The sequence below is a fragment of the Salinirussus salinus genome, assembly GCF_009831455.1.
Classification (GTDB): Archaea; Halobacteriota; Halobacteria; order Halobacteriales; family Haloarculaceae; genus Salinirussus; species Salinirussus salinus.
In genome coordinates this window covers 714987-740936 of the sequence record NZ_WOWO01000003.1, presented here as the reverse complement: position 1 = coordinate 740936, position 25950 = coordinate 714987, and the positions used below count along the sequence as shown (strand labels likewise).

Genomic DNA, 25950 nt, shown 5'->3' with positions numbered 1-25950 from the left:
ATTGCTAACAACTCATAAGTGTGGAGTACAGATTAACACCAAATGCGCACGAGCTTCAACATCCCCGACGACCTCCTCTCCGAATTCGATGAGACGTGGCAGGCAGAGGGATTAGATTCACGTTCGCGAGGCGTCCGCGAAGCGATGCAGGAGTATATTGAGGTACACACCAGACTGGAGGATATCGAAGGCGACGTCGTCGTTATCATCGCTTTCGATTACGAACACGAAGCGGTTATCGAAGAGATTCACGACGTACAACATCAGTTTCAGGACGTCATCACGACCACGAATCATATCCATGAAGGAGAATGGTGTCTCGAGACACTCTTCTGCAGCGGACCGGCACCGCGTGTCCGGGACCTCACCTATCGCTTGCGCGATTTCGATGCGGTGAGTCGGGTCAAACTGATGCTCCTCGCGGAGCACTAGGCTGTACTCACGGCTGGTTCTCACTCGATTTCCAGCTGACTGCTCCCACCATCTCCATCAGCGCCGTTCTCGTCCCATTCGAGTTCGAACTCGATACTCAATTCACCGGGTCCATCTGTCGGCCCCTCACGTTCGGCTTTGACCTCGAACGTCGGGCGAGCTGGCGGTTCCATAGTCACGGAATCGGATCCCGATTTCAGAGTGATTCCGTCTCCTTGTTCTAATTTATCGGCTACACGGCGAAGATACGCTGCGATTTCCTCTCGACTCTGGTCGCTTTCCGATTTGAACAGGACCTCTTCGGGCATATGGACACAGATGCCGCCCATGCAGATAACTGCACCCTCTGTCCGAACTGCTGCTGCCCTATCTCACGAATACAAGCACGCGGCGCCTACGCGTTCCTGTGGATTTCAACTTGCCTTCACGACTCGATGTGCTGATCAATGGGATCTCTTCCGAATGAGGTAATCGAGTAATCCACCGCTTGGACATCCGGTACTGCCCGGACGGTATTGACGAAGCCAGATAGTGCCTCCGTGGTCCCTTCAAGGACGAACAACTCCATACAGTACTGGTCCTGGACGTGTGCATGGGTAGTTGCGGAGACGATAGCATCGTATTCGTGGCGCACTCCCGTGAGACGCTGCTGGACGGCAGGTTGACAGTACTCGAAGACCACCGATACTGTACACATCTGCTTCTGTCCGTCGATATTTTGCCCCTGAAACTCTTCGAGTAGCGTCCGTGTGCCTTCGCGGACGACCTCGCTTCGGCCACTGTACCCGTGTTCGTCGGCGAACTCGTCGATGCGTTCGAGTAACGTTTCGGGCATCGAGATGCTAACGACGCTCATATGCTAAAACTCTATTCTAAGTTATTAGTATCTGTTATGACTATGGAGGCTACACCGTAATAATTAGTATTTTAGTATAGTAGATTCATAACTCGCGTATGCCGTTCAACAACGACCCGATCCCGGTGACAATTCTCAGCGGAAGCCTCGGTGCCGGCAAGACGACGACGCTCAACCACATTCTCAGTAGCGAGCAGGAACTGAACGCTGCCATCTTAGTCAACGATATGGGCGAAGTGAACGTCGACGCCGACCTCGTCGAACGCGAGTCGGATCTCACCCAGAACGACGACGAGATCATCGAGATGTCGAACGGGTGTATCTGCTGTCGGCTCCGTGGCGACATGCTCGACGAAGTGGGACGATTGGCCGAAGAGCGAGACTTCGAATACCTCCTCGTGGAATCGTCTGGAATCAGCGAACCGATTCCGGTCGCCCAGACGTTCGCCCGCGGATTCGAGGACGCGGAGTTCGACCCTACGGGCGTCTACGAACTCGACACGATGGTCAGTGTCGTCGACGCCCACAGCTTCTGGCAGGGTTTCGACTCCGGAGAGGTGCTCACTGACGATGAAATGGAGCCGCAGGGCAATCGTGTCCCCGAAGAAGCCCTCATGGACCAGATCGAGTTCTGCGACGTCCTCCTGTTGAACAAGTGCGACCTCGTCCCGGATGACGAACTCGAGGAGATGGAGGCCGTCTTGAAGACGCTACAGCCGCGAGCGAAGATCATCCGGACCGAACACGGCGCCGTCGATCCCGAGGAGATCCTGAACACTGGCCGATTCGACTTCGAGGCGGCGAGCCAGTCCGCCGGGTGGAAGCGTGAACTCCAGCACGGACATCATCACGAGTCAGCCGCCGACGAACACGGCGTCACCTCGTTCGTCTTCGACGCCGACCGTCCGTTCCATCCCGAGCGGATCGCTCGTCTCTTCGCCGATCTCCCCGACGGTATCGTTCGCGCGAAGGGCTTTTTCTGGTCCGCCGGTCGCGAAGACATCGCGATGGGGCTCGACAAAGCAGGCCAGTCGGTCCGGGCCGGTCCGAAAGGGACGTGGATCGCCACGCTCCCAAAGGCCCAACAGGAGCGCTACTTCGCCGCCCGCCCCGGCATCAAAGAGGACTGGGATGACCAGTGGGGCGACCGCGGATCTGAACTCGTGTTCATCGGCCGCGAATTCGATCAGGAGACACTAATCGAGCGACTGGAAGACTGTGTCCTCTCAGACGCAGAAATGGCCGAGGACTGGAACGAGTATCCGGATCCGTTCACCGCCGACGAACAGCGCGAACTCGCACTGGCTGACGACTGATGGCCGTCGACGAGCAACCCCCGGTCACGATCCTCAGTGGCGGGCTCGGCGCCGGAAAGACGACCCTGCTCAACCACCTCCTCACGGTTGGCGGCGAGGAGTACGATATCGCCGTTCTCGTCAACGACGTCGGCGAGGTGAATGTCGACGCCGACCTCATCGAGAATGGCTCCGAACTCTCGATGGAAGACGGCGGTGTCACGGAGCTGTCGAACGGCTGTATCTGCTGTGGGCTGCAAAACGAACTCGATCAGGAACTGAGACGCTTCGCGTTCGACGAGGAGTTCGACTATCTGGTCATCGAAGCCTCGGGTATCAGTGATCCGGTCCCCATCGCCCAGCGGTTCGTCTCGCCCGCACGTGCGTCGGCACTGTACGATCTCGATACGACCGTCACGGTGGTCGACGCCGCACAGTTCCATCAGGCGTTCGTCGATGGCCGCCCACTCAAGTCGACAGACGACGACGCCCGACCGCTATCGGACCTACTCGCCGAGCAAGTCGAGTTCTGCGACGTACTCGTCCTCAACAAGTGCGACCTCGTCTCCGAGACAGAGCTTGAAGCGGTCGAACGCGTCGTCCGAACACTCCATCCCGGGGTCGACGTCATCCGAACGACCGAAAGCACCGTCGACCCGAAACGAGTTCTCGGAACGGGTCGATTCGATCAAGACGAGGCAAGTAACTCTGCCCGGTGGAAACAGGCACTCTCGACCGCCCACGGAGACGGCACAGACGTCGATTCAGATGAGCACCACGAGAGCCAGACGGAGACGGACGACCACAGTCACGAACATGGCGACGACCACGACCATAGCCACGACGAAGCGCACGACCATCGTCACCCACCAGAGGAGTTCGGTGTCGACTCGTTCGTCTACGAGCGCCACCGGCCGTTCCATCCCGAACGCTTCAGCGAGTGGCTCCGTTCGTTCCCCGATTCCGTCGTCAGAGCCAAGGGCCACCTGTGGGTCGCTGGCCGCGAGCGCTACGCCCTCGACCTGAGCCAGGCGGGAACACAGACCCACGTCGAGGTCAACGGGCGGTGGGCAGTCACACTCCCCGAGTTCCAGCGCGAGTCCTACCGCGAATCGCGGTCGGACCTCCACTGGGACGAACAGTGGGGGGACCGCGAAGTGAAACTCGTCTTCATCGGGGCTGGGATGGACGAATCCAGCATCGTGGATACGCTCGACGACTGCCTCGTTTCGGAGACCGGGATGGAAGACGACTGGGAGGCGTTCGAGAATCCGTTCCCGGGGACGATGGAGTGGTCGCAGTCCCCGATGGAACAACGCCTCGTGGTAGGTGACCGATCGTGATCCAGAATGACCGCGAACTTCCTCCAGTAGCGGACCGACGGACGACGGATACCGACGGTCACGACTGTATCGACCCGCTGGGCGTGGCCATCGTAACCGTGTCCTCGTCCCGCGGAGATGGCGTCGAAAAGACGCCACCCGATCCCAGTGGCGACGCCATTGCAGGTATCCTCGTCGAAGCGGGTCACGTCGTCACGTCACGCCGGATGGTTCCGGACGACTACGTCCGGATCAAGACCACAGTGAGCGAGTGCCTCGATCGGCCGGACGTCGACCTCGTCGTCACCACGGGCGGGACGGGCGTCACCATCGACGACGTCACTCCGGACGCGGTGAGCGAGCTCTTCGACCGCGAACTGCCGGGCTTCGGCGAGGCGTTCAGATGGCTCTCGTGGGAGGAGGTACGAACGCGTATCGTCTCGACCCGTGCGACAGCGGGTATCGCCCGCGACGTACCAGTGTTCGTCCTACCGGGAAGTGTGAACGCCGTCGAGCTCGCCACGGCGGAGATTATCAGCGAGGAAGCCCCGCATCTTGCCGGACTCGCAACTCGACACGCGAACGAGAACGTCGACAGTGAACAGCACTGATGACCACCGAACGACAAGAAGTCAGCATCCGATGAAACTGGAGAGACGAACCCGATGACCTCGATCGAAGCGAACGAACTGCTTCCGGCTGAACGGATTCGACGAGCGGCCGTCGCCGGAGACGTTACCCAACTGCATCGTGGCGACAAACACGCCTCCGAAGGTGACCGCTTCGAGATCGATGATGTCGTCTTCGAAGTGACCACCGTACGAGAGGAGCGACTAGGGGACCTGACAGACGAGGACGCCCGAGCCGAAGGGTCACCGGATCTCGACGCATACAAGGAGCGGATCGAGCGGACCCACGACGTGACGTGGGACGACGACGATACTGCTGTCCTCCACCGATTCGAGAGAGTCGATCAAGACGGGTGAGTTGGGTCATCCGTCGGCCGACGGGCTCCGTGCCAGCACTGGCGGCGCAAAGCGCGTTGCTCAGGCGGTGACACCGAGGGCTTCTAGTTCTTCGGTGGAGTATTCAGCGCGAAGTTCTTCCGTCGAGTGGTCTTCGAGGACCTCCGCTCGCTCTTCGTCACTCATCTCGGCCGGGTCGCTGAAGCAGTGACACATTGCAACCGTATCTGGGTGCCACAACTACTAAACGCCTGTTAGCACGCTTCTCTGGCTTATGTAATACGGAATCTGAGGTAGCAACGATTAGCAATTCCAGGCTCCGCGTTAGTTACCCCAATGTAAGTTACTAAGACTACCTATTACTTAGTGAGAGGTTATTAACTAAACTGTCTAAAATCATAGCTCTTATTATCTAGGATAGTAGTGTTAACAATAGATGTCGCGATACACCCGCCGACGACTCATCGCAACTGGACTCGGTACGGCAACCATCGGCGCGCTCGCGGGATGTACGTCGAGCAACGACGACTCCGGCGCGACGGAGAGCGCCGGGCCGGAAGCCCAGTCTTCGTTCTTCGTATTCGGGGACTTGGCCAGTCAGGTTGCAGGCGACACTGCGACCGCAGAGACGCTCGTCCCGATCGGCCAACACGGCCACGGGTGGGAGCCTGGCTCCAAAATACAGGGAACGATCCTCGAATCGGATCTCTTCCTCTACGGGATGGAGGGATTCCAGCCGTGGGCTGACGACCTCGTGACGAGTCTCCGTGACGACGACGCCGATGTCGACATCGTCGCTGCCGGTGCTGGTATCGACCTCATCGAAGGCGGACACGACCACGGTCACGAAGAAGACCACGAGGGGGAACACGAGGAAGGCCACGACGGCGAAGGAGAACACGGCCACGACGAACACGGAGAGGGAGACCACGAGGAGCACCACGGCGAATCGGCCCCGTGGGAGTGGGCTGGTCTCTACCACCTCGAAGCTGGCACCTACACGTACACGTTCCACGAGGGCCCTGATCCGAAGATGCAGCTAGCCGTTATCGCAACCGAAGAGGGCGGCGACCACGGCATTCACCACGTCGAGGAGACCGCAACCACCCTCTACGGCGACCACGACACGCACACACCGGGAGAAGGCGGAGAGACACTCACGCCGTCCAGTGAGTCACTCTACCACCTCCAGTTCGCGGATTCCGGCGAGACGACGTTCTCCCTCGATATCGAAACGGAGGGCCACTACGTCCTCTTCGCCCAGCACGCTCCCGCGGAGTTCGACGCGACGCTCACCAACGGCAGTGGGTCGGCCATCGAACCCGAAGTGACCGAGACTGCCGGCGAACACGGACACGAGGGCGATGGCGAGCACGAAGGTGAACACGACCACGAGAGTGGAGAGGAACACGAAGACGAGCACGAGGGAGAAAGCGAACACGAAGGCGAGGAGGGACACAACCACGACCACTCCGGCGGAACGGACCCGCACTTCTGGCTAGACCCGGAGCGAGCGAAGCAGGCGGTCGACAACATCCGGAGCGGGTTCGTCGACGTCGACAGCGACAATGCCAGTGCCTACGCCGAGAACGCCGAGTCGTACCGTAATCGTCTGGACGAACTCGACGAGTCGTTCCAGTCCGCGCTTGAGGGCGCCTCGAAAGACGTCGTGTTCGTCGCTGGTCACAACGCCTTCCAGTATCTCGGCCAGCGCTACGGATTCGAAGTACAGACGCTGACGGGACTGTCACCGGACGACCAGCCGACGCCGAAGGACATCGAGCGGGCCCAGGAGATCATTGCCGAGCACGACCTCCAGTACGTCTGTGCGGATCCGCTCGAATCCCAGACCGCGGCGAACCAGCTCGTCGAAGAAACCGACGCCACCGAAGTCCTGCCGCTGACGCCGATTCCCGGACAGACCCAGGAGTGGGCCGATGAGGACTGGGGCTATGTCGAGATCATGGAAAACATCAATCTCGAGACGCTGAAGCAGGCCCTCGACGCAGAATGAGCGACACCACGTCTGGCGACACGGAACCGGAGTGGGACGGGAACGCCGAGCCCGGTCCGTCCGAGAGCCCTCGTTCGGGATTGATGGCACTGGTCGTCGGCCCTGCGGAGAGACCCGTCTGTACGATCTATCCGCCGGACGTGGCTGTTCCGTATCGGACGACGACCTGGATTACGGCGTACGGGAACTCGTTCGTCGACCTCGACGACTACCGATGACGACAGCAACGACGGAGAGGGAACGGGCGGGAGACCCTCTCATCAGCGTCGACGACGTCACATTCGGCTACGGAGAGATCCCGGTTCTCGAGTCGGTGTCGATCGACGTCGAACCCGGATCCTTCCTCGGACTGGTCGGGCCGAACGGCAGCGGCAAGAGCACGCTGCTTGACCTGATGCTCGGTCTCCGACGGCCCGACAGTGGAACGGTTTCGCTGTTCGGCGAACCCGCCCACGAGTTCGACGCCGGTGAGCGAATCGGATACGTCGCACAGGACGCGACGAAGGCGGCGCGCGATATGCCGGTCACGGTTCGAGAAGTTGTCGAGATGGGGCGATACCCGCGGCGGCTCTTCGGCCGATTCTCGACAGCGGACCGGCGAGCGGTCGAGGAGGCGCTGGAACAGGTCGGAATCGCAGATCTCGCGTCTCGTCGAGTCGGCCGACTGTCTGGTGGCCAACGACAACGGGTCTTCATCGCCCGTGCCCTCGCCTCGGAGGCCGACCTGCTCGCACTCGACGAACCGACGGTCGGCGTCGATGCCGAATCCAGAGAGGAGTTCTACAGCCTCCTGCACGACCTGAATGCGACCGGGCTGACCGTCATCCTCATCGAACACGATATCGGCGTCGTCACCACCTACGCGACGGATATCGCGTGTCTCAACCGCGAACTGTACTTCGACGGTGACCCCAGTACGTTCGTCGAAACGGACGCCCTCGCGCAAGCGTACGGGACCGATCAGCACGTCCTCCACCACGACCACTGACCATGATGCAATCCTCCTCTCTTGACGCAGGCGTGCCGTTCGACGAAGTGACCGCTGTCCTATGGATCGGTGGCATACTCATCGACGGCGTCGAGTGGTTCCTCGACCACATCTTCGGTCCCGGAATGGACGTGTTGGCCGACCTGCTCGGCACACCGATGCTTGGATATCCCTACATGCAGCGAGCCTACCTCGCTGCGGTGTGTATCGCTGTCATCGGGCCGATCGTCGGGACGTTCCTCGTCCATCGAGAGATGGCGATGATCGGCGACACCCTCGCACACACAGCCTTCGCCGGCGTCGCCGTCGGACTGTTCCTCAATTCGGCCCTCTCGCTCACGCTGTCCCCGCTGCTCACCGCGTTCGTGGTCGCAGTCGTCACGGCGCTGCTCGTGGAGTTGCTCGTCGAACACGCCGGGGCGTACAGCGACACCTCGCTGGCGATCGTCCTGACGGGCGGGTTCGCCGTCGGCAGTATTCTCATCACCGCAACCGACGGTGGCATTGCGGTCGGCATCGACGCCTACCTCTTCGGCAGTCTGGCGACCGTCTCGACGGAGAACGTCGGGATTCTCGTGTTGATGAGCGTCATCGTCGGCAGCCTCGTCACGCTTGCGTATCGGCCACTCCTGTACGTCACGTTCGATGCGACGGCCGCCCGCGCGGCGCGACTGAATGTCCGCCTGTACAAACGCCTCATGGTCGTGCTCACGGCGATGGTCGTCGTTAGCGCGATGCAGATTATGGGCGTCATTCTGGTCGCTGCGATGCTTGTCGTTCCGGTCGCCGCCGCGGCGCAGGTCGCCGGGAGTTTCAAGCAGTCTATCTTGTTGGCGGTCCTTGCTGCCGAGTTCGCGGCGATAGCCGGTGTGACACTATCGTACGTCTATGGAATTGCGGCCGGTGGCTCGATTGTCGTCGCGGCGATTGCTGTGTACGCTGTCGCCCTCGGCTTCCAGGGGCTGGCGCATCGTCTCCCAACCGTTCAACGGCTCCGAAGCCAACGGCCCGGACAGACCCGAGAAGGACTCGAAGCCGACGGAGGCGAGCGAGAGTGACCGTCGACGGACTGGACACCGATCACACGATGAGCGGGCCACAGTCCTACGAGTACGTGATCATCGGTGGCGGTATTCACGGAACGTGCCTGGCGAACTATCTCCTCACCGAGGGAGCGTACAGACACCAGGACCTCTGTCTCGTCGAACCTCGCGAGCAGTTACTCGCGTCGTTCGAGACCAAGGCTCGTCAGTGCGGAATGCGAACGCTCCGGTCGACGTTCGTCCACCATATCGGCACAGAGCCGTTCTCGCTTGAATCGTTCGCGGAGGGGGCAGGTCGGGAGGCCGAACTCGTCTCGACGGAAAACTATCCGAATCGACCGACGCTGGAACTCTTTCTCGACCACGCTCGAAACGTCATTGACCGGCGTGGTATCCACGAGTGTCACCTCCAGTCGAGGGCGACGGGAGTTACCAGGACTGGGGCAGGCGACCGACTCGAAGTACAGACGAATGCTGGGTCGCTCGAAGCTCGCCACGTCGTGTTAGCCATCGGACTCGGTGGCTCGCGAACGCTCCCCACGTGGGGGACGTCACTCCCGGACGACGCCCCGCTCGTTCACGTCTGGGACGACGAGTTCGACCCGACGACAGCAGCGGAATTTTCGGGGCCGACGTTCGTCGTTGGGGGCGGTATCACCGCTGGGCAACTTGCCTGCTGCCTCTCGGAACACACAGACGTGACACTCCTTTCGCGTCACGACCTCGATATCGAACTGACCGAAGCCGACCCGTACTGGATCAACTGGCGACACATCGAACAGGAGATTCACACGCTCCCGCCGGGGTCGAAGGCCCGTCTTGACCGGATTCGGGCCGCCCGCAACGACGCGACGATTCCGCCGTACGTCGAGCGTCGACTGGACGAAGCCCGTGACTGTGACGATCTCGAAATCCGACGCGGCGAGATCGCGTCTGCATACGCGACAGACGAGGGATTACTGGTGCGGTTCGACGACGGCACGACCGCAACGAATGCACAAGTTGTCCTCACGACCGGACTCGATCCAGTCCCAGAGCACCCATTAGTCGGATCCGTCGCCGAGTCGTTGTCACTCGAGCGCGGGGCTGGCGGCTTTCCCGTCCTCGACGACCGGACGCTCGCGTGGCGAGGGACCGATGGCAGCCGTTCTGCGGTGTACGTTTCGGGAGCGCTCGCAGAACCCAGCGTCGGTCCTTTCGCCCGGAATATCGTCGGTGCTCGTCGAGTCGCAGAACGGCTCCTCGCATCAGGAGCCGGGGCCGGTTCACGGGGAGCACCGTCGGCCCCCAGAGGAAGGTCCTAAGATGCCTTCGAACGACCTCACGCTCGCCTTCTCGTTACAGGCACTCGAGAAGCTCGCACGACCGAAACGAGCATTCGAAGACGCCGCAACGTGGACCAGCTACATCGGGATCGTCTCCTCGGAGTCGTCCTTCGTCGAACGACGGCGAGTACGAGAGGCGGGATACCCCCAGGACTTCTTATCGGGTCCGCGTTCAATCGAAGAGGCACTCTCGAGTCTTCGAAATCACTTCGAGACGGAACGGTACGTGTTCGTCGGGACGGACGAGACCGACGGGATCGTAGAGACAGTGCCTGAGTGGTCCTTCCAATCACTGACCGACGCTGCAACGGCTGCGGACTGGCGGCTTGAGAGTGCGTCAACAGTTGATGACGATTGGCCCTGACAGAGAAGGGGAGTTCCAGCGAACTCTCGGCGAGCTATTCGCTCAGTGGTTCTCGTGGATGTGGTCGCGCAGCGCGTCGGTCTCCTCGAACTTCTCGTCGCACTCGGCACACGTGTTGTGGTGAAGCGCGACGTGCTGGGTCACGCCAGCAGCGCTCTGGAACTGTGCATCGCAACTGGAGCAGGTGTACGACATTACATTAACAACTGAGGCCCTGAGTCACTAAAAGGGTTATTAAAAATGAGGTCAGTAGAATTGCTACGCAGTATTAATTCGCTCACCAGAATAACTAACCGCCCACCAGACGGTTCTACATAATACGTTCCGAGAGAATGCGTCGGCGTCGGCTTGTAGTTTACCTCGACTCGAAGAACGTTCGCATATATTCGTTTGCGTACTCGACACGGTGTCGTCGTTCGCTATGGTCGATCTCTTCGACCCCGACCGGCACCTCGCGGTCGTATTGTTCGTAGTAGCCTTCGGGTGCGACCCAATCGTTGTAGAATTCGGGGTCGATTTCTTCGACGATCTCGAGTGCCACGCGGGCACCGTCGCCTGCGTTGACGATCGCCTGGTGGTGGGTGTCGGTGATCCGGCCAGCGGCGTACACGCCGTCGACGTTGGTCTCCCCTCTGTCGTCGGTCGGAACCACGGAAACGGAACCACAACCGGATTCGGGCACCGTCTCGACGTCCAGCGCTTCGAGATAGTCGCTATCGGACCAGGAAGCCGCAAGCAGTCGATCGGTGGTGATCGACCCTTGGTCGAGAGAAAGGACGAAGGCGTCTTCGCCCTCCGCTGCTGATGATACCGACTCCTCGACCATTGTACAGCCCGCCTCGCGAGCATGTCGCTTGACGAGCTCCAACAACGACCTGGGTTCGATTCCCGCCGGGAAGCCGAGATAGTTCTCAACGAACGCACATTTCTGGAGCGTAGAGCGGCCGTTCGATACGACGACGGTGTCGAGCCCAGCCCGGCTACAGAATACACCGGCCGAACAGCCCGCTGGACCGCCGCCAACGATCGCTACGTCGTATTTCGTGGATGTCTTCTCTGTCATTAGTGAATGGATTACAGTGATGATGCGTTGTCCGAAGTGATTCCAGCCGACAGCACGCCTGTTTCGGCGGCTGCGGGGAGATTCGGAACTGCATCGAGCAACGCACGTGTTCCTGGGTGTTCCGGTGCCGACAAGACCTCGTCTGCGGGACCTCTCTCGACAATTGCACCTTTGTCCAGGACGACGATGCGGTCGGCGAGTTGACCGACTATCCCGAGGTCGTGAGAGACGACGACGGTGGCGTCGGGCCCCTCGCTGCTGGTCTGCAACTCTCCGAGCAACGATACAACCGCAGCGCGCGTCGTGGCATCCAGCGCCGACATTGGTTCGTCCAACAGCAGGATCTCCGGATCGTCTGCGATTGCGCGTGCCAGTGCCGCGCGCTGGGCCTGCCCACCGGACACCGCGTCGGGCCTCGACGCCGCGACGGACGGAGAGATCTCGACCAGCGAACACAGCTCGGAGATGCGCTCGTCGATACGGTCGTCCGCCCACCCACGCCGTGACAGCGGCTCAGCAATCGACCGACGGAGTGGCCACCGCGGATTCAAGCTCGATTTCGGCTGCTGGAAGACGACACCGACTCGGCCCAGTGTTTCGACATCTCGGGAGGACACTGTCCCGACCGACCGGCCGTCGATTCGCACATCACCGCTCGTCGGTTCGGTCAGGCCAGCGATACACTCGACAACAGTTGACTTCCCGGAGCCACTGGAGCCGACAACGCCCAGTGTTTCACCTTTCCGAACGTCGATTGAGACGTCGTCGAGGGCGGTCAGATACGACCTATCCTTCAGCAGACGATCCACGATCGCATCGTCGACCGGATAGCGCTTCGTGAGTCCACACACCGAGACAATCGTCTCGTCGGTCGTCGGTCGTGGGCCCGGCGACGCGCCACAGCCGTCCACCGACACTGGCTGCCGGTCCGGGAGCGTGAGCCTTCTCGCTGCACTGACGAGCGATTCGGTGGCGGTGTGGTCGGGCTTCGAAAGTAGCTCCTCTACCGGTCCGCTGTCGACGGTTCGTCCGTCTGCGAGAACGCTGATGTTGTCGCAATGTTCACTTGCAAGCCCGAGGTCGTGCGTGACCAACAACACCCCGAGGTCACGCGTCTCAGAGAGATTTTCGAGCAGCGCAAGTACGCGTGCCTGTGTTGTCGCGTCGAGACCACTCGCCGGTTCATCGGCGACGAGGATATCTGGTTCACCGGCCAGCGCCGTCGCGAGAAACGCACGCTGACATTGCCCACCACTCAACTCCGACGGGTACGCATCCAGACACGCCCCCGGGTCGTCGATACCGACTTCTTCCAGAAGCGCAATCGCCCGATCACGGTGTCGTGGAAAACTGCGCCGCCGAAAGCGGCGAGAGACTGACTCGAGCAAGGAGCCACCGGTGACTGGGGTACCGCCCGCACGGATTGCTTCTACCAACTGCTCACCGACAGTGTATATAGGATCAAACGCCGTCGTTGGGTCCTGGAACGCGAATCCGACGCGAGAACCGCGGATGGCCCGCCACTCCTCGGTGGAGGCCGTGGTGAGGTCTCGGTCGTCCAGTAGTATCGAGCCAGACTGGATGGTCGCGGGTTCGTGGATGCCGGCGACGGCACGGGCGAGCGTTGACTTTCCAGCCCCGCTCTCGCCGACGAGCGCGACGAGGTCCCCACGTTCGACCGTGAGGTTCGCATCATCGACAGCGGTTTGCTGGCGGCTATCACTACTGTACGTGATTGTCAGATTGGTGATGTCGAGTCGTGCCATCGTATCAACGTCCCCTTTTTGTTCTTCCGTCCGGGTCGAGGGCGTCGCGGAGCCCATCGCCCAGAAGCGTGAATCCTAGTACTGTTAGCACAATTGCAATTCCAGGAACGTTCACGAGCCACCACGCAGTCTGCAGGTAGTGGCGGCCGGAGGCGATCATGGTCCCCCATTCGGGTGTCGGCGGCTGTGCGCCGAGCCCGAGGAAAGATAGCCCCGCCGTCGCGAGGACGACCGTTCCCACGTCCAGGGCCGCGAGGACGATTGTCGGGCCGAGCACGTTCGGCAGGACGTGCTCAAGGACGACGCGGTGGCGGGGCGTTCCGGACAGACGAGCGGCCGCAACGTAGTCACGCTCGCGAACGGACAGTACCTCCGACCGGACGACCCGTGCGTAGGTCCCCCAGCCGACGACCGCCAGTGCGAGCAACACGTTCGTGAGACTGGGACCAGCGATACCGGCGATGACCAGTGCCAGGACGATGCCGGGAAACGCGAACAGAAGGTCGACGAACCGCATCATGAGTTCGTCGATCCACTCCCCGTTATAACCGGCCACGAGCCCGATACCGACGCCGATGAGAAACCTGACGCCTGTGACGGTGATAGCGATACCCAATGAGAACCGCGCTCCGTGGACGACACGGGAGAACACGTCCCGACCGAGTCGATCGGTTCCGAACGGGTGCGCTGGCGAGGGAGATTGCAGTCGACTCGTGAGGTCCTGTGCCAGTGGGTCGGTCGCGAGCAGTTCCGGACCCAGCAGTGCGACGGCGGTAAGCGTCATCACGAGCAGCGCGCCAACAGCCGTCTGTGGCTTCCGAAGCGCCCGTCGTAACCGGCGTGTACGTGAGCGAGACGACGTCTCGTCACCAGCCCCTGTGAAGAAACTCACGCTGGGTCACCCCCAACGTCGATTCGTGGGTCAATCAGCCCATACGCGAGGTCAGTCACGGTGTTGACCGACACGAACAGGACTCCGGCGAGCAGCGTCACGCCTTGGACGACGGGGTAGTTCCGGTCGAAGATCGCATCCACCAGTAAGGTGCCGAGTCCGGGTCGTTGGAAGACTACTTCGACGACGACGGCGCCGTTGAGGACGAATCCCAACTGGAGGCCGACCACGGTGAGTAATGGTAACAGCGCGTTTCGAAGCGCGTGCTTGCCGACGACGAGCCATTCGCGCAGACCGCGAGTCCGCGCGGCAGTAACGAATTCCGCGCCGAGCGTGTCCTGAAGCGTCGCACGGAGCAACCGGGTCTGGACGGCTGCGAGTCCAGTCCCGAGGGTAATCGAGGGGAGGACGAGATGGGCGAGTGTCCCGCTACCGTAGACGGGCGTCAGTCCGAGCTTCAAAGAGAAGGCAAATATCAGGAGGTAACCGAGCCAAAAGTTCGGCATCGCGACGCCGAGAAGTGCGATGGTCTGGCTCAGATGGTCGGCGAGTCCCTGTGGGCGGCGGGCACTGAGGATACCCGTCGGGAGAGATACGGCGAGCGACACCGCGAGCCCCCCAGCAGCTAGTTTGACTGTTACCGGGAGCCGATCCATGAGCAGTTCGCTCACCGACCGCTCGTGGTAGTACGACTGGCCCAAATCCCCCTTCAGGAGGTCACCAAACCAGTGGAGATACTGCCAGTGTATCGGCTCGTCTAAGCCGTGCTTCGCACGGAACGTTTCGATTTGTTCGGTCGTCGGCGATTGGCCAAGCTGTTTTTGCAGTACTAGCTCTGCCGGATCCCCTGGCGCGATGCCGATGAGGCTGTACGTGACAGCGCTGACCAGCACTAGGGTGACCGCCGTCAGCGTCAACCGGCGGAAGAGATACTGCCAGTGCATCCGCTACTCGTTTGCGAACTCCGTCCACCGAGTCATGTGGGGGACGGCGTGCATCTGTGGGCCCGTCGTGTTCGCACGCTGGCCGAACACATACTCCTTATAGTATATCGGGACGAGTACGCCCTCTTCCATGACGCGCTGCTGTACCTCGCGGTAGGCCTCGTGTTTCGTCTCCTCGTCCAGTGCCCGGTCACCCGTTTCGATGAGGTCGTCCACATCCGGCCCAAGGTTGTACAGTCCAGTCCCCTCCGACTCGTGGAGTGCAGCGTTATCGCCGCCTTCGGAGTGGAATTGCAGACGAACGAGGTAGTCCGCGGCCCCGTTGATCGATCCCAGTTCGATCAGTGTGAGGTTCGAGTTGGCTTTCTGCTCTGTTGTGTAGAACGAGCCGCGACCGAACTGGCGGACCGTACTTGAGACGCCGATCTCGGCGAAACGCTCCTGCATCCGTGTCGCGATGAGTTGCATATGCGGTGTGTCGCTACTCACGTGCAGCGCCACGTCTTCGCCGTCGTATGCCGATTGCTCGACCAGTTCACGAGCACGCTCTAAGTTCGGTCCGTACGCAGGGAGATCGTCGTGTGCCGACCACGGAATCATCGGCGGGTACGGGCCTTTCGCCGGTGCACCGATTCCACTCAGGATGGACTCGACGATGGCCTGCTGGTCGACGGCGTAGTTGAGCGCTCTACGGAGGTCAGCGTCGTCAGTCGGCGAGTTGTAAAGGTTGACCATCGCAGATCCGGCACGTGGCTCACGCTTCGTGCGAACCTGGATATCCTCGTTCGCAGAGAGTAGTTCGTAGTCCTGCCGAGGGATCTCGAACGACGCATCGATGTCGCCGGATTGGAGGCTTGTCGACCGCGTCGTCGGATCGGAGATTCCCTCGAAAGTGAGCTCTTCCAGTTGCGGTTCGTCACCCCAGTAGTCCCTGAAGCGAACAGTCTCTAGTGGGCTGTCTGCGTCAACCGCTTCGGCCTCGAACGGTCCAGTGCCGATAGGGCGCTCGTAACTACTTGGATGTTGGATACCGAACAGCGGATGGCTCAGTGTCCCGGCGAGCGCCCCGAACCGTGCGACGGTCTCGATCTGGAGCGTTCGGTCATCCAGTGCGGTAAAACTCTCATCGGTTACCTTCGCCCACCCGAGCGGCCGGTCCGCGAGCAGCGCCGACAGCGATTGAGCGACGGCGTCCGCAGTGAAATCCTCCCCGTTGTGGAACGTCACGTCATCACGAAGTCTGAACTCCCATGTCGTGTCATCGACCGTCTCCCACTCCGTTGCGAGCCACGGCTCTATCTCCGAGAAGTTGTGTGATGAGGCCGTCAATGTCTCGTGCATCGGTGAATAGTACGGCGCCGCACCACCGTACATCGACCAGTCTCCACTGGTAAGGGATTGGCTCAACGCGACCGTCTTCGAGCCGCCGCCGGTTTCAGCGCCGATTGACTGGCAACCGGCGGTCATCGCTACGGCACCACCTGCGACGCCACCGAGTAACTGGCGTCGTGAAAGCGTCTGTTGCATCGTGATTAGCAATCCTAGCTCGGATAGTAATAAGAGTTGTTAATAATTGCCACGAGATTAATACGCCCGCATAGTCTGATCGAGAGTGGGCCTCGACCAATGATTCGACTGTTCGTTGGACAGACAACGCAGTAGGAAAAGAAATCGAGGAGAGGATATAGGCAAACGGAGTCAGGTCCTAGGTGGTCGCGCACGGGCGAGGACGTGTCCGTCGTGACAGCGGCAGTTACACCGGAAGAAGTCTGCAGCGTAGCCTTTTTCGCGGAACGATCGAGCCACTGCTAGAGCCGATGCGTCACTCTCAACCTCGACATTGACAATCGATCGGTGACCACGGTCGAGGGCCGCCATCGCTTCGGCGATGTCAAGCCGTTCGGGCTGGAGCGACTCCAACAGTATCGCCTCAGTCGTCCACTCTTCTAACTTTGGAACCGTTTCATCAGATATCGCCGCTGCGAGGGTGGTGTCTTCGTAGAAGTATTCCGCGAGTTCGGGTCCGTCGAGATCTCTGAGTCTGTCACGGTAGCGCTCCTCGAAGCGATTGACGACGAGAAACACGTCGGAGTCGAGCTGGTCTATCACGCGCTCGTAGGCAGCCACACAGTCCAGCATCACGGGCGTCACAACGAGGAAGACAGTATCGAGTGCCTCACCGGCAGTTTCGAGAGAATCCGTTCCCGGGGAGTGATCGACGACTGTCCAGTGGACGCCCAACGGGCCGACGTTCTCAGGCGAGGCCGATGGCTGTTCGAAAAACGTCGCGGCTTCCCCGACGGTTGCGACGTCGGTCCGCTCGGAGAGTCGATTCGCGACCATCGTGGCGACGGTCGTTTTGCCAGCGCCTTCGGGTCCAACGAACCCGATTCGCTGACGATCCACGTGGCGAGTATCATTCTCGAGTGGAGTCTCTGTCGGTGCGGTATTCGATCCGGAACTCATAGCTGTGCTTGCTCTCTGATGGCGGGGTCGACCGCAGTGTTCTCGGAAATCGTTTCGAGCGCTTCCGTCGCGCGGAGTTCTTTGAGTTCCCTAACAGCCGCCCGCCGGAGGGGGCCAGCGATGCCGTTGGTCTGCGTGAGTGTGCTGAGTTGATCGACGGCACCTATCCGTCTCAGCTCACTGACCGCCTCTCGGCGCGTCTCACGGGAGGCAGACTTTGCGACGGACTGCTGGAATAGGCTTCGTTTGCTCGGCATGGTCAATCAGCCAACCCCACTTCTTCCGGGTCGTCAGCATCTGTCGCTTCCGTCTGTTCGTCCGCTGCTTCGAGGTCGAATGTCGGGAAACGGTCTTCGAACGCATTCCAGTCGGCGTCCATCTCTTCGTCGGTCAGTGTAGCTGCATCGAGATCCGTTCGGAGCGCGTCGTGGTCCATGTCGGTACCGATAAGAACGAGTCGGGTTCCTCTGTCACCCCACTCCTCGTCCCACACCTCCTCTAGCTGGGGATTGGCCTCGAAGTAGGCCTCACGCTCTTCAGTCGGAAGCGCCGCAATCCATCCGCCCGCGGGTGCAATTCGGATAGATTGGCCAGCAGCATCTATCCCGAGTGCCATATCTTCACGTCCCGCGAGCCAGAAGTGGCCCTTCGACCGGACCACATTCGTCGGAAACTCGTCCAGCAACTCGGCGAATCGTTCGGGGTGGAACGGTCGGCGAGATTCGAAAACGAACGAGGTGACGCCGTGTTCCTCCTCGGCAGACTCGTGTGGTTCCTGCAGTTCTTGCATCCAGCCCGTGGACTGACTCGCTGCTTCGAAATCGAACCGACCGGTATCGACGATTGCCTCCGGATCGACGGCGCCGTGTTCGGTTCGGATGATCTCCGCGCGCGGTTGCAGCACTTCGATCATCGCTTCGATCTCGTCGAGCGTCTCCTCGTCGACAAGGTCACACTTGTTCAACAGGAGGACGTCGCAGAACTCGATCTGTTCGACCAAGAGGCTTCCAAGGTCCTTCTCGGTGTCGCCGTCCATCAGCGATTCCTTCGAGTCGAACGTCGTCCAGAACTGGTGGGCGTCGACGACGGTGACCGTGGTGTCGAGGTCATAGTAATCCATCACCTCGATGCCGGTCTCCTCGTAGAACTCCGTGGGGTCGAGGTCGCCCTGGTCGAATCCCATGGTGAGCGTCTGGGCGACGGGCAACGGTTCGGCGACGCCGGTCGATTCGATGACCAGGTAGTCGAACTCGCGAGCTTGTGCGAGCTTCGCGAGCGCGTCCAGCAGGTCGCCGCGTAGCTCACAGCAGATACAGCCGTTCGACAGTTCGATCAGGTCCTCGTCGTCTTCCGAGATGTCCGAGTGTTCGGCGACGCGCTCGGCGTCGACGTTCACCTCGCCCATGTCGTTGACGAGGACCGCGACGTCCAGGTCGGTTCGCGTGTTCAGGAGGTTGTTCAGCACGGTCGTCTTGCCCGCGCCGAGGTTGCCGCTCAGCACGGTGACAGGAATAGTCTCTCGACTCATCTGTTATTAAGGCTAGAGCGTATATTATTTATAATTGGCTATCTACTACCCTATGTTGTTAACAGTGACATTCGAAGAAGCCCGTAAACACGAGTCGCTCGACGTAGCGATTGTCGGGGCAGGTGCCGCAGGCGTCGGTCTTGGGGCCGTCCTCGCGGATCTGGGTCTCGACTCCTACGCCATCCTCGAGCGAGGCGAAGTCGGGGCGTCGTTCCAACAGTGGCCAGAAGAAATGCGCCTCATCACGCCATCGTTTCCCAGCAACAGCTTCGGCTGCCGCGACCTCAACGCTGTCACCACTGACACCTCACCCGCATTTGCACTCGACCGTGAACACCCGACCGGCGGAGAGTACGCCGAATATCTCCAGGGAGTCGTCGAGTTTCACGACTTACCCGTCCGGACCGGTGTCAAGGTGGAATCGGTACAACGACACGACGACGGATTCATACTCCACACGTCTACTGGCGTCATCCAGAGCAGGTTCGTCATCTGGGCGGCCGGACAGTTCGGGCAACCAAACGACGATGCGTTCCCCGGTGCGAGCCACTGCGTCCACAACTCCCGAGTGGAGTCCTGGAGCGCGTTCGCCAGCGAGTGTGTCGAGGACCCCATCGTCATCGTCGGCGGGTACGAGAGCGGTATCGACGCGGCACTCGCACTCGCCGACCTGGGTCACGAAGTGCTCGTCGTCGACGAGGACGGGCCGTGGCAGTTCCGGGGACCAGATCCGAGCGAAGTACTCTCTCCGTATACCAGCCAGCGGCTGCGGGAAGCCCTCGAACACGACGCACCGATCGCTCTCGAAGACGGAATCCGAGTCGAGCGCGTCGACGTCGAGGAGGGGACGTTCGACGTAATCGTGACCGACGGCGCGTCGTTTAGGACACGGAATCGGCCAGTGCTCGCGACTGGATTCGAGAGCGGACTCGGCCTCGTCGACGAACACTTCGAGTTCGAGAATGGCCAGCCCCGGCTGACCGACCAAGACGAGTCGACCATCAGTCCTGGCCTGTTTCTCGCCGGTCCACAGGTCACGCACAACGGCCAGCAGTTCTGCTTCATCTACAAGTTCAGGCAGCGCTTCGCTGTCGTGGCTGACGAAATCGCCTCCAGACTCGACGTCGACCGCACTCCCCTCGACGAGTACCGTGAGAAGAGCATGTTTCTCGAGGATTTGTCCTGCTGCGAACCCGATATGTGCGACTGCTAATCATGACACGAGAGACTCCCCAGAAAGACAGTGGAACCGAGCAGTCAAACGATTCGAGAGACGACGACCGACACGTCTGCCGGATGACGGGACGCGAACAGGGCCTCGTCGGTAAGTACGACATCTGGCTCTGCCGGCAATCGTTTCGAGAACTGGCTCCGAAGATGGGGTTCAAAAAATATGACTGACACACCGGGCCTCACAGGTAACGTCCCATCGACGGACGACGACGGAAAGGAAACCGTCGTGGTCGTCGGGAAAGAGAGCGTCGGGAAATCGGAACTCGTCGCTGGCCTCTCCGGGACGACGCCGACGACTGGGAACTTCCGCGGAACGACCGTCGATATCGAGCGATACGAGTCCGAGGAGTTCGTCTTCGTCGACACACCTGGTATCCTGCTCGGGACGGACACCGAGACCACCCGAACGGCGATCAGCGCCGTCGAAGCAACCGAGACCGTGTTACTCGTCGTTCGCGCGACGAACATCGACGACGATCTCGAAGATTTGCTGCCGCTGGTGCAGGGAAAGGTCGGTGCCATCGCAGTGACGTTCTGGGACAAAGTGGAGAACCCGACCGAAGCACGCAGTGAACTGAACGCGCTCGCCGACGATCTCGGAGTTCCGCTCGCTCCAGTGGACGCGCGAAACGTCTCCCGCGTCGCAACCGACGGCGGCGGCACTGCAATCGACGGAACCGACCACAAGCAGCTCGTCAACGCGCTCCGCGACGCCGACGAGTTCCCGGGACGGGTTCACCGACAGACAGGGATTCATCTCGACCCGCCGGAGACGATTATCGAACATCCGCTTCTCGGCCCGTTCGTCAGTATCGTCTTGCTCCTGTTGCCAGCCGCGGTCGCAGTTCACTTCGCAAACGCTGTGGCTGCCGAACTCTCTCCCCGAGTGAGTTCCCTCTTGGAACCCGCAGTCCAGTGGGCCAACGATCTTCCAGGACCCCTCGCTGCAGTGTTGGGTGGGGACTACGGCCTGCTCTCGATGGGGCCGTTCCTGTTCGTCTGGGCTGGCCCGACGATTCTCATCTTTGCGGTCTTCATGGCCGTCTACAAGAAGAGCGGGCTCGTCACGCGAATCACGGCGTCACTCCACCCATACCTTCGGCGCGTGGGCCTCACCGGCCGGGATCTCGTTCGAGTGGTCATGGGATTCGGTTGTAACGTCCCGGCGGTCACCAGCACTCGGGGATGTTCGGACTGTACGCGGCGGACGACCGTCTCGGCGATTGGGTTTGGCTCGGCCTGCTCGTACCAGTTCCCAGCGACGCTCGCTGTGTTCGCAGCCGTCGAGATGCCATGGCTCGTTCTCCCGTACGTCGGGATTCTCACGGTTACGACACTCGTCTATGCGCGCCTGATTGCACCCGAGCGTGCTCGAACGGCGTCACTCGCCACCGAGAATCGTGCGTTCCTCCAGTGGCCCAACTGGCAGTCTGTGTGGCGCGAGACCAGAACCGTGGTTCGGAGTTTCTTCCTGAAGGCGCTCCCTGTCTTCGCCGGGATCGTCCTCGTCGCATCACTGCTGGACTACTTTGGAGTCCTGGATGTGATGGGTGAGGCTCTCGGACCAGTGATGGGACTGTTCAACCTCCCCGGTAAGACAGCACTTGTCGTCGTGATGGGGTCGATCCGGAAGGACGGTCTGCTCCTGTTACAGTCGGATGGCCTCAGTGCGACGCTGTCCGCAATGAGCCCCATACAGGTACTGACCGCCGTCTACCTAGCCGGGGTGCTACTTCCGTGCCTGGTGACGGCGATTACGGTCGCGAAGGAGCTCTCCCCGAGGTACGCCGGTCGGATGCTGCTCCGGCAGGCAGCAGCTGCCATCGGTTTCTCGCTACTCATCGGATGGGGTGGTGCCGTCCTCTTCTAATCGATGACCACCGACACCATGACGCTCGCGTTCGAGCTTGCGGCGCTTCGGCAGGTTCGTGAGCCACAGGCGGTTGTGGTCGATGCACGCCGATGGGCGCAGAACGTCGGTCTCGTCTCGATCGATTCCTGCGCCGCTCACGCCTTTAGTGCCAAGCACCTCATTCGTCGAGACTTCCAAGTAGCGCCGACCACCTCGAACTTCCGGCACCTCTCTAGCCGGGTCACGACCGAGAGACACGTTCTGGTCGGAGAGGCTCCTGACCGTCCAGATTACCTTCCTCAGCAGCACTGGGAGTATTTCGCTCTCGCGGACGCTGCGAGTGCTGCCAGCTGGGAGCTCGACAACGAGGAGACCACGTCACGGAAGCAGGTGACCTCCTGGTTGGCTCGTGTATTCAGGAGTAACGGGTGAGAGATACCGTTAGGAGAGGGCCTCAAGCGTAGAGATAGCCGAGTATCAGATATCTATCGTCCGAATCTATCCCTGGAATCCAGTGAGGTTCCAAGCATCATCTGAACTCCCGGAGGAATCGAATTCGGGGGCGCTAATCAGGACGAAGGCACTTTCGTCCTCACCGTTCCTGATCTGCCTCGTTGCCTCGGGCGCAATCCAGACAGCATCTCCTTCTTCAACAGGAACCGATTCTTGATCAACTCGAACTTCGGCAGTCCCACTGACCAACACGTAGACTTCCTCGTGCTCGTCATCGACGTGGTCGTGTGGTTCGCTGTTCCACCCTGGTGGACATCGGGAAAAGGTTACGCCGACCTGTCGACAGCCGAGCGGTTCACTCAGGAAGTGTTTCGCATCTGAAACCTGTTCGACGTCCTCGTAATTCACCTTCCGATAGCTCATATCAGAAGTTCCGAGATGAAGGTATTAATACTCTATGTCTAATTAGCTATTATTGATAACAGTGGGAGTAATAGTAACATTCGATTTTCTAGTAGTCCGAGATCGTCGTGTAGACGAGCAGTATCTAAATCCGCGGGTAGCGCCACAGAACAGACGTTTCCGCGGCCACTTTTGTCGAACCAATCTCATCGAGAATTAATGGCGGAGTCACTGGACCCGCTTTCTGACCGTGCCTGCCGGATGACCGACGCCTACAACACAGGAATCGAAATCACTGAACAGTTGCGAGAAGGTGACTCCCTGCTATTGAGCGTTGCAGATAGTTCAATCCAGACGGAATATCTCGACGATAGCTATCCAGAGTGGCATCCTGCTCCACACTCCTTTCTCGGAATGGTTCGGCTCCTCATCTACCGAGAGGCCACAGGTGAGAGCTATCGAGCGCTGGCTCGGTACCAAGAACTCGCCGAGCCACTCGATTTGGAACACATCCCCGATGAATCCGTGTTGTCCCGAACGTGGCGGAAACGCTTCGACGACGGCGTTCGGGAGTTTGTCCAGATTGCTTCGCACTTCGTCATTAAACAATCTCACGACCGCGGGTTTTCAGCTCCCGCTGTCCGGCCGAAAGCAGAGATCGTCGACGAAGTGGACCCCTCCACTGATGATGAGACGGCTGGGTGTGAATTCTCCGACAAGCAAATCTACCGGACGACTCGACTCACTCGTGATCACGGCTTCGATGAGTTTGATTCCGGTCGCGCTGCGAACACGACCTACGAAGACACGCAGTTCTTCGAATTGCAGACGTTCATGGGAATGGTTAACTGCGGGACACCGCAAGGAGCGGCTCGATTTCAGTATCGACACGGCTCGGACAGCAGTCCACACGGCGATACGCATCTTAGAACGATCAAACAGTTTTCGCCAGAGGAACTTATCGATGGATTCGATGCAGTGGCCGATCGGCTGCTCTCGGTCATCGAATCCGAAGCATCGTTCCGTCGGCCCGTGACAGCTGCGATCGACATCACAACCGTCCCGTACTATGGCGATGTCGAGGGAATGGCGATGGTCAGCGGACTCAATCATGAAGAGCGAGCTTTCAAATTCGCTACCCTGTCGATTGTTGGGCTGAACATCCCACTCATCCTGGCCGTCGAACCTGTCCGAGAGAGTTCAGCGTGGGACGGGAACCCGCCGAACCAGATTCACCGTGTCGTCCGACGATTAGTGCGGCGAGCTATAGTATCCGTTAGAACTTTCCGCTCAGAGATTGTTACTGTGATTAATGGACCATCTCGACGAGATCTCCGTCGAAGAACTCCAAGACGCCCTCGACAAGGTTGAGGGAAACAAGCCGACACAACGGTTGTTAGCGGCGATCGCGTACAAGAACGGCGTGACGCAGACCGAACTCGCAGAGTGGCACGACACCGGTCGAAGAACGATCTACAGCTGGCTGATGCGACTTGATACGGACGAACCGCTTGAGCAAGCCGTCTCTGATGCTCATCGATCCGGGAGAAAACGAAAGCTTTCAGAATCACAGCAAGAAGAGTTCGAACAGGCCGTTCACGAACCACCCGAAGAAGTCGAGATCGACGCGCCGGCGTGGACGCCGGCGCTCGTTCAGGAGTTTCTCGAAGAATCCTACGGCGTCGAGTACTCCTATCCGAGTTGTCGGCGGTTGCTGAAAGAAGCTGGATTGAGTTATCAAAAACCGCGTCGTACAGCCGCCGAAGCCGAGGAATCCGACAAAGCGGAGTTCCACGACGAGATCAAAAAAAGCGAGCGGAGATGGACGCCAAAGTAGTCTGCATCGACCAAACCAAGAAATCGGTGCAGGTCGAGCCGCGTGCCGCGTGGTTTCCGCGCGGCGCGCGGCCGACCGTCGAACTGTCAGGCCAACGAGACTGGACGTGTCTACTTGGCGCAGTCACCGAAAACGGTGACTGCTTTTTCTCCCGATTTACCGAATACGTCACCGCCGATCACGCAAAACATTTCATTCTCGCATTATGCGAAGAATTCGAAGAAGACTTGATCGTCGTGCTGGACGGAGCGCCGTACTTCCAGGCGTCGGCCGTCACGGACCTGGCGGCCCGTGACGACCTCGCCTTCGTCACGTTGCCAGCGTATTCGCCGGAACTCAACCCTGTCGAAGAGTGCTGGCGACAACTCCAAAACGCCCTCAGCAACCGGTTCTTCGACTCGCTTGAGCAACTGACCACCGCGATCGATACTTCTCTCGATCAACTTTCGCTTCCAAAAGTGAGCAATTATTTCTAACGTCTGCTATAGCTCGAGAGCATCGTGGCGATGGTGAACCCGACCCCGATCGGTTTTCAAAACTCCGATTTGGCATTACTTGCGGACTCTGGACCGAGGTTTTGATCCGCTATCACGGCCAGTAAAACCGGGAGCAAGTCGCTTGTCGGTTTTGAACCGCTATCCCGGAGTTTTGATTTCTGACGCGATTGTGACCATTAGACGGCTCGTCGTTCACGCGATTCTGCTCACATCGACCCACTGGAAGTTGCCGTTCCGACCGGCCAGCACTGTCGGGTAGCCTTTCAACACTGAACGTTGTGGATCACGGTAAAGACGGTAAACCTCCTGAGAATAGGACGCGCAAGCCTAGGCCGGGATTTGAACCCGGGCTCTCGTCCTTACCAAGACGTTGATATGTTTCGTGGCCTGAAAACGGCATTTTGACCGTCTTC

Annotated in this window: 28 protein-coding genes and 1 pseudogene; 17 read left to right on the top strand and 12 right to left on the bottom strand. The window is 60.1% G+C overall.

Annotated features, from left to right (window positions below; translation table 11 throughout):
• The first annotated feature begins 42 nt into the window (after window positions 1-42).
• The gene (locus GN153_RS13695; protein ID WP_159903723.1) at window positions 43-432 is read left to right on the top strand and encodes a CopG family ribbon-helix-helix protein; all 390 of its coding nucleotides are present in this window, start codon (window positions 43-45) and stop codon (window positions 430-432) included.
• A 20-nt stretch (window positions 433-452) separates the two neighbouring features.
• On the opposite strand, the gene GN153_RS13690 is transcribed toward GN153_RS13695, so the two are convergent.
• Window positions 453-740: an amphi-Trp domain-containing protein gene (locus GN153_RS13690; RefSeq protein ID WP_159903721.1), complete on the bottom strand. Its 288-nt coding sequence runs from the start codon at window positions 738-740 to the stop codon at window positions 453-455.
• Between the two features lie 116 nt (window positions 741-856).
• Complete coding sequence (locus GN153_RS13685) at window positions 857-1288, bottom strand: CopG family ribbon-helix-helix protein (RefSeq protein WP_159903719.1); 432 nt, start codon at window positions 1286-1288, stop codon at window positions 857-859.
• A gap of 98 nt (window positions 1289-1386) precedes the next feature.
• On the opposite strand from GN153_RS13685, the gene GN153_RS13680 reads away from it, so the two are divergent.
• The 10 genes from GN153_RS13680 to GN153_RS13635 all read left to right on the top strand — a co-directional run bounded on the left by GN153_RS13680 (window position 1387) and on the right by GN153_RS13635 (window position 10604).
• Window positions 1387-2604: a GTP-binding protein gene (locus GN153_RS13680; RefSeq protein WP_159903717.1), complete on the top strand. Its 1218-nt coding sequence runs from the start codon at window positions 1387-1389 to the stop codon at window positions 2602-2604.
• Window positions 2604-3926: a GTP-binding protein gene (locus tag GN153_RS13675; protein WP_159903715.1), complete on the top strand. Its 1323-nt coding sequence runs from the start codon at window positions 2604-2606 to the stop codon at window positions 3924-3926. Before GN153_RS13680 ends, GN153_RS13675 begins: the two co-directional genes overlap by 1 nt.
• Window positions 3923-4516, top strand: coding sequence for a MogA/MoaB family molybdenum cofactor biosynthesis protein (locus GN153_RS13670; protein ID WP_159903713.1), 594 nt, complete (start codon window positions 3923-3925; stop codon window positions 4514-4516). Before GN153_RS13675 ends, GN153_RS13670 begins: the two co-directional genes overlap by 4 nt.
• 54 nt (window positions 4517-4570) lie before the next feature.
• Complete coding sequence (locus tag GN153_RS13665) at window positions 4571-4891, top strand: ASCH domain-containing protein (RefSeq protein ID WP_159903711.1); 321 nt, start codon at window positions 4571-4573, stop codon at window positions 4889-4891.
• A gap of 415 nt (window positions 4892-5306) precedes the next feature.
• A complete protein-coding gene (locus GN153_RS13660; protein WP_159903709.1) occupies window positions 5307-6884 on the top strand; it encodes a metal ABC transporter substrate-binding protein in 1578 nt (525 codons plus the stop codon).
• Entirely contained in the window at window positions 6881-7102 is a 222-nt protein-coding gene (locus GN153_RS13655) for a DUF7511 domain-containing protein (RefSeq protein WP_094495650.1), read from the top strand. The genes GN153_RS13660 and GN153_RS13655 overlap by 4 nt, the downstream gene beginning before the upstream one ends.
• Entirely contained in the window at window positions 7099-7872 is a 774-nt protein-coding gene (locus tag GN153_RS13650) for a metal ABC transporter ATP-binding protein (RefSeq protein WP_159903707.1), read from the top strand. Before GN153_RS13655 ends, GN153_RS13650 begins: the two co-directional genes overlap by 4 nt.
• A 5-nt stretch (window positions 7873-7877) precedes the next feature.
• Complete coding sequence (locus tag GN153_RS13645) at window positions 7878-8930, top strand: metal ABC transporter permease (RefSeq protein WP_159903705.1); 1053 nt, start codon at window positions 7878-7880, stop codon at window positions 8928-8930.
• The gene (locus tag GN153_RS13640; protein WP_201287905.1) at window positions 8927-10219 is read left to right on the top strand and encodes an FAD/NAD(P)-binding protein; all 1293 of its coding nucleotides are present in this window, start codon (window positions 8927-8929) and stop codon (window positions 10217-10219) included. Before GN153_RS13645 ends, GN153_RS13640 begins: the two co-directional genes overlap by 4 nt.
• A gap of 1 nt (window position 10220) precedes the next feature.
• Window positions 10221-10604: a DUF7124 domain-containing protein gene (locus GN153_RS13635; RefSeq protein WP_159903703.1), complete on the top strand. Its 384-nt coding sequence runs from the start codon at window positions 10221-10223 to the stop codon at window positions 10602-10604.
• A 42-nt stretch (window positions 10605-10646) separates the two neighbouring features.
• Here GN153_RS13635 and GN153_RS17585 read toward each other — a convergent pair whose 3' ends face one another.
• From GN153_RS17585 to GN153_RS13595, 9 genes are all read right to left on the bottom strand, one after another.
• The gene (locus tag GN153_RS17585; RefSeq protein WP_201287904.1) at window positions 10647-10799 is read right to left on the bottom strand and encodes a C2H2-type zinc finger protein; all 153 of its coding nucleotides are present in this window, start codon (window positions 10797-10799) and stop codon (window positions 10647-10649) included.
• 160 nt (window positions 10800-10959) lie between these two features.
• Window positions 10960-11667: an NAD(P)/FAD-dependent oxidoreductase gene (locus tag GN153_RS13630; protein WP_159903701.1), complete on the bottom strand. Its 708-nt coding sequence runs from the start codon at window positions 11665-11667 to the stop codon at window positions 10960-10962.
• An 11-nt stretch (window positions 11668-11678) separates the two neighbouring features.
• Entirely contained in the window at window positions 11679-13433 is a 1755-nt protein-coding gene (locus GN153_RS13625; protein ID WP_159903699.1) for an ABC transporter ATP-binding protein, read from the bottom strand.
• Window positions 13434-13437: 4 nt separating this feature from the next.
• Complete coding sequence (nikC, locus tag GN153_RS13620) at window positions 13438-14325, bottom strand: nickel transporter permease (protein ID WP_368372791.1); 888 nt, start codon at window positions 14323-14325, stop codon at window positions 13438-13440.
• A complete protein-coding gene (gene nikB / locus GN153_RS13615) occupies window positions 14322-15269 on the bottom strand; it encodes a nickel ABC transporter permease (RefSeq protein WP_159903695.1) in 948 nt (315 codons plus the stop codon). The genes nikC and nikB overlap by 4 nt, the downstream gene beginning before the upstream one ends.
• Window positions 15270-15272: 3 nt before the next feature.
• On the bottom strand, window positions 15273-16796 hold the full coding sequence (locus GN153_RS13610) for an ABC transporter substrate-binding protein (RefSeq protein WP_159903693.1): 1524 nt from the start codon (window positions 16794-16796) through the stop codon (window positions 15273-15275).
• A 171-nt stretch (window positions 16797-16967) separates the two neighbouring features.
• Window positions 16968-17675 (bottom strand): hypothetical protein, encoded by a 708-nt coding sequence (locus tag GN153_RS13605; protein ID WP_201287903.1) that lies wholly within the window; start codon window positions 17673-17675, stop codon window positions 16968-16970.
• A 56-nt stretch (window positions 17676-17731) separates the two neighbouring features.
• Window positions 17732-17992, bottom strand: a complete 261-nt coding sequence (locus tag GN153_RS13600; RefSeq protein ID WP_159903689.1) for a hypothetical protein — start codon at window positions 17990-17992, stop codon at window positions 17732-17734.
• A 2-nt stretch (window positions 17993-17994) separates the two neighbouring features.
• On the bottom strand, window positions 17995-19263 hold the full coding sequence (locus tag GN153_RS13595; RefSeq protein ID WP_159903687.1) for a GTP-binding protein: 1269 nt from the start codon (window positions 19261-19263) through the stop codon (window positions 17995-17997).
• A 52-nt stretch (window positions 19264-19315) separates the two neighbouring features.
• On the opposite strand from GN153_RS13595, the gene GN153_RS13590 reads away from it, so the two are divergent.
• Genes GN153_RS13590 through GN153_RS13575 form a run of 4 tightly spaced genes read left to right on the top strand, consistent with a single transcriptional unit; the run spans window position 19316 to window position 22780 of the window.
• Entirely contained in the window at window positions 19316-20476 is a 1161-nt protein-coding gene (locus GN153_RS13590) for an NAD(P)/FAD-dependent oxidoreductase (protein ID WP_394350933.1), read from the top strand.
• A gap of 2 nt (window positions 20477-20478) precedes the next feature.
• Window positions 20479-20664, top strand: coding sequence for a 30S ribosomal protein S14 (locus GN153_RS13585; protein WP_159903683.1), 186 nt, complete (start codon window positions 20479-20481; stop codon window positions 20662-20664).
• Complete coding sequence (locus GN153_RS13580) at window positions 20657-22366, top strand: nucleoside recognition domain-containing protein (RefSeq protein ID WP_159903681.1); 1710 nt, start codon at window positions 20657-20659, stop codon at window positions 22364-22366. Before GN153_RS13585 ends, GN153_RS13580 begins: the two co-directional genes overlap by 8 nt.
• A 3-nt stretch (window positions 22367-22369) precedes the next feature.
• Window positions 22370-22780, top strand: a complete 411-nt coding sequence (locus GN153_RS13575) for a DUF7124 domain-containing protein (RefSeq protein WP_159903679.1) — start codon at window positions 22370-22372, stop codon at window positions 22778-22780.
• Between the two features lie 66 nt (window positions 22781-22846).
• On the opposite strand, the gene GN153_RS13570 is transcribed toward GN153_RS13575, so the two are convergent.
• Window positions 22847-23224 (bottom strand): cupin domain-containing protein, encoded by a 378-nt coding sequence (locus GN153_RS13570; RefSeq protein ID WP_159903677.1) that lies wholly within the window; start codon window positions 23222-23224, stop codon window positions 22847-22849.
• A 198-nt stretch (window positions 23225-23422) separates the two neighbouring features.
• On the opposite strand from GN153_RS13570, the pseudogene GN153_RS13565 reads away from it, so the two are divergent.
• Window positions 23423-24469, top strand: a pseudogene (locus GN153_RS13565) (transposase); the annotation flags it as partial.
• Window positions 24470-24515: 46 nt separating this feature from the next.
• Window positions 24516-25516, top strand: a protein-coding gene (locus tag GN153_RS13560; protein ID WP_159903675.1) for an IS630 family transposase whose coding sequence is annotated in 2 segments (ribosomal slippage) — window positions 24516-25008 and window positions 25008-25516 — 1002 coding nt in all. Because the reading frame shifts where the segments join, the coding sequence is not laid out codon by codon here.
• Window positions 25517-25950: the final 434 nt, after the last annotated feature.

Coding starts and splice junctions, on each gene's coding strand:
- GN153_RS13625 (WP_159903699.1), bottom strand. CDS start 13,433: ATGGCACGACTCGACATCACCAATCTGACAATCACGTACAGTAGTGAT.
- GN153_RS17585 (WP_201287904.1), bottom strand. CDS start 10,799: ATGTCGTACACCTGCTCCAGTTGCGATGCACAGTTCCAGAGCGCTGCT.
- GN153_RS13685 (WP_159903719.1), bottom strand. CDS start 1,288: ATGAGCGTCGTTAGCATCTCGATGCCCGAAACGTTACTCGAACGCATC.
- GN153_RS13580 (WP_159903681.1), top strand. CDS start 20,657: ATGACTGACACACCGGGCCTCACAGGTAACGTCCCATCGACGGACGAC.
- GN153_RS13650 (WP_159903707.1), top strand. CDS start 7,099: ATGACGACAGCAACGACGGAGAGGGAACGGGCGGGAGACCCTCTCATC.
- GN153_RS13675 (WP_159903715.1), top strand. CDS start 2,604: ATGGCCGTCGACGAGCAACCCCCGGTCACGATCCTCAGTGGCGGGCTC.
- GN153_RS13610 (WP_159903693.1), bottom strand. CDS start 16,796: ATGCAACAGACGCTTTCACGACGCCAGTTACTCGGTGGCGTCGCAGGT.
- GN153_RS13630 (WP_159903701.1), bottom strand. CDS start 11,667: ATGACAGAGAAGACATCCACGAAATACGACGTAGCGATCGTTGGCGGC.
- GN153_RS13585 (WP_159903683.1), top strand. CDS start 20,479: ATGACACGAGAGACTCCCCAGAAAGACAGTGGAACCGAGCAGTCAAAC.
- GN153_RS13655 (WP_094495650.1), top strand. CDS start 6,881: ATGAGCGACACCACGTCTGGCGACACGGAACCGGAGTGGGACGGGAAC.
- GN153_RS13645 (WP_159903705.1), top strand. CDS start 7,878: ATGCAATCCTCCTCTCTTGACGCAGGCGTGCCGTTCGACGAAGTGACC.
- nikB (WP_159903695.1), bottom strand. CDS start 15,269: ATGCACTGGCAGTATCTCTTCCGCCGGTTGACGCTGACGGCGGTCACC.
- GN153_RS13570 (WP_159903677.1), bottom strand. CDS start 23,224: ATGAGCTATCGGAAGGTGAATTACGAGGACGTCGAACAGGTTTCAGAT.
- GN153_RS13690 (WP_159903721.1), bottom strand. CDS start 740: ATGCCCGAAGAGGTCCTGTTCAAATCGGAAAGCGACCAGAGTCGAGAG.
- GN153_RS13575 (WP_159903679.1), top strand. CDS start 22,370: ATGACCACCGACACCATGACGCTCGCGTTCGAGCTTGCGGCGCTTCGG.
- GN153_RS13600 (WP_159903689.1), bottom strand. CDS start 17,992: ATGCCGAGCAAACGAAGCCTATTCCAGCAGTCCGTCGCAAAGTCTGCC.
- GN153_RS13695 (WP_159903723.1), top strand. CDS start 43: ATGCGCACGAGCTTCAACATCCCCGACGACCTCCTCTCCGAATTCGAT.
- GN153_RS13680 (WP_159903717.1), top strand. CDS start 1,387: ATGCCGTTCAACAACGACCCGATCCCGGTGACAATTCTCAGCGGAAGC.
- GN153_RS13590 (WP_394350933.1), top strand. CDS start 19,316: ATGTTGTTAACAGTGACATTCGAAGAAGCCCGTAAACACGAGTCGCTC.
- GN153_RS13635 (WP_159903703.1), top strand. CDS start 10,221: ATGCCTTCGAACGACCTCACGCTCGCCTTCTCGTTACAGGCACTCGAG.
- GN153_RS13595 (WP_159903687.1), bottom strand. CDS start 19,263: ATGAGTCGAGAGACTATTCCTGTCACCGTGCTGAGCGGCAACCTCGGC.
- GN153_RS13665 (WP_159903711.1), top strand. CDS start 4,571: ATGACCTCGATCGAAGCGAACGAACTGCTTCCGGCTGAACGGATTCGA.
- GN153_RS13660 (WP_159903709.1), top strand. CDS start 5,307: ATGTCGCGATACACCCGCCGACGACTCATCGCAACTGGACTCGGTACG.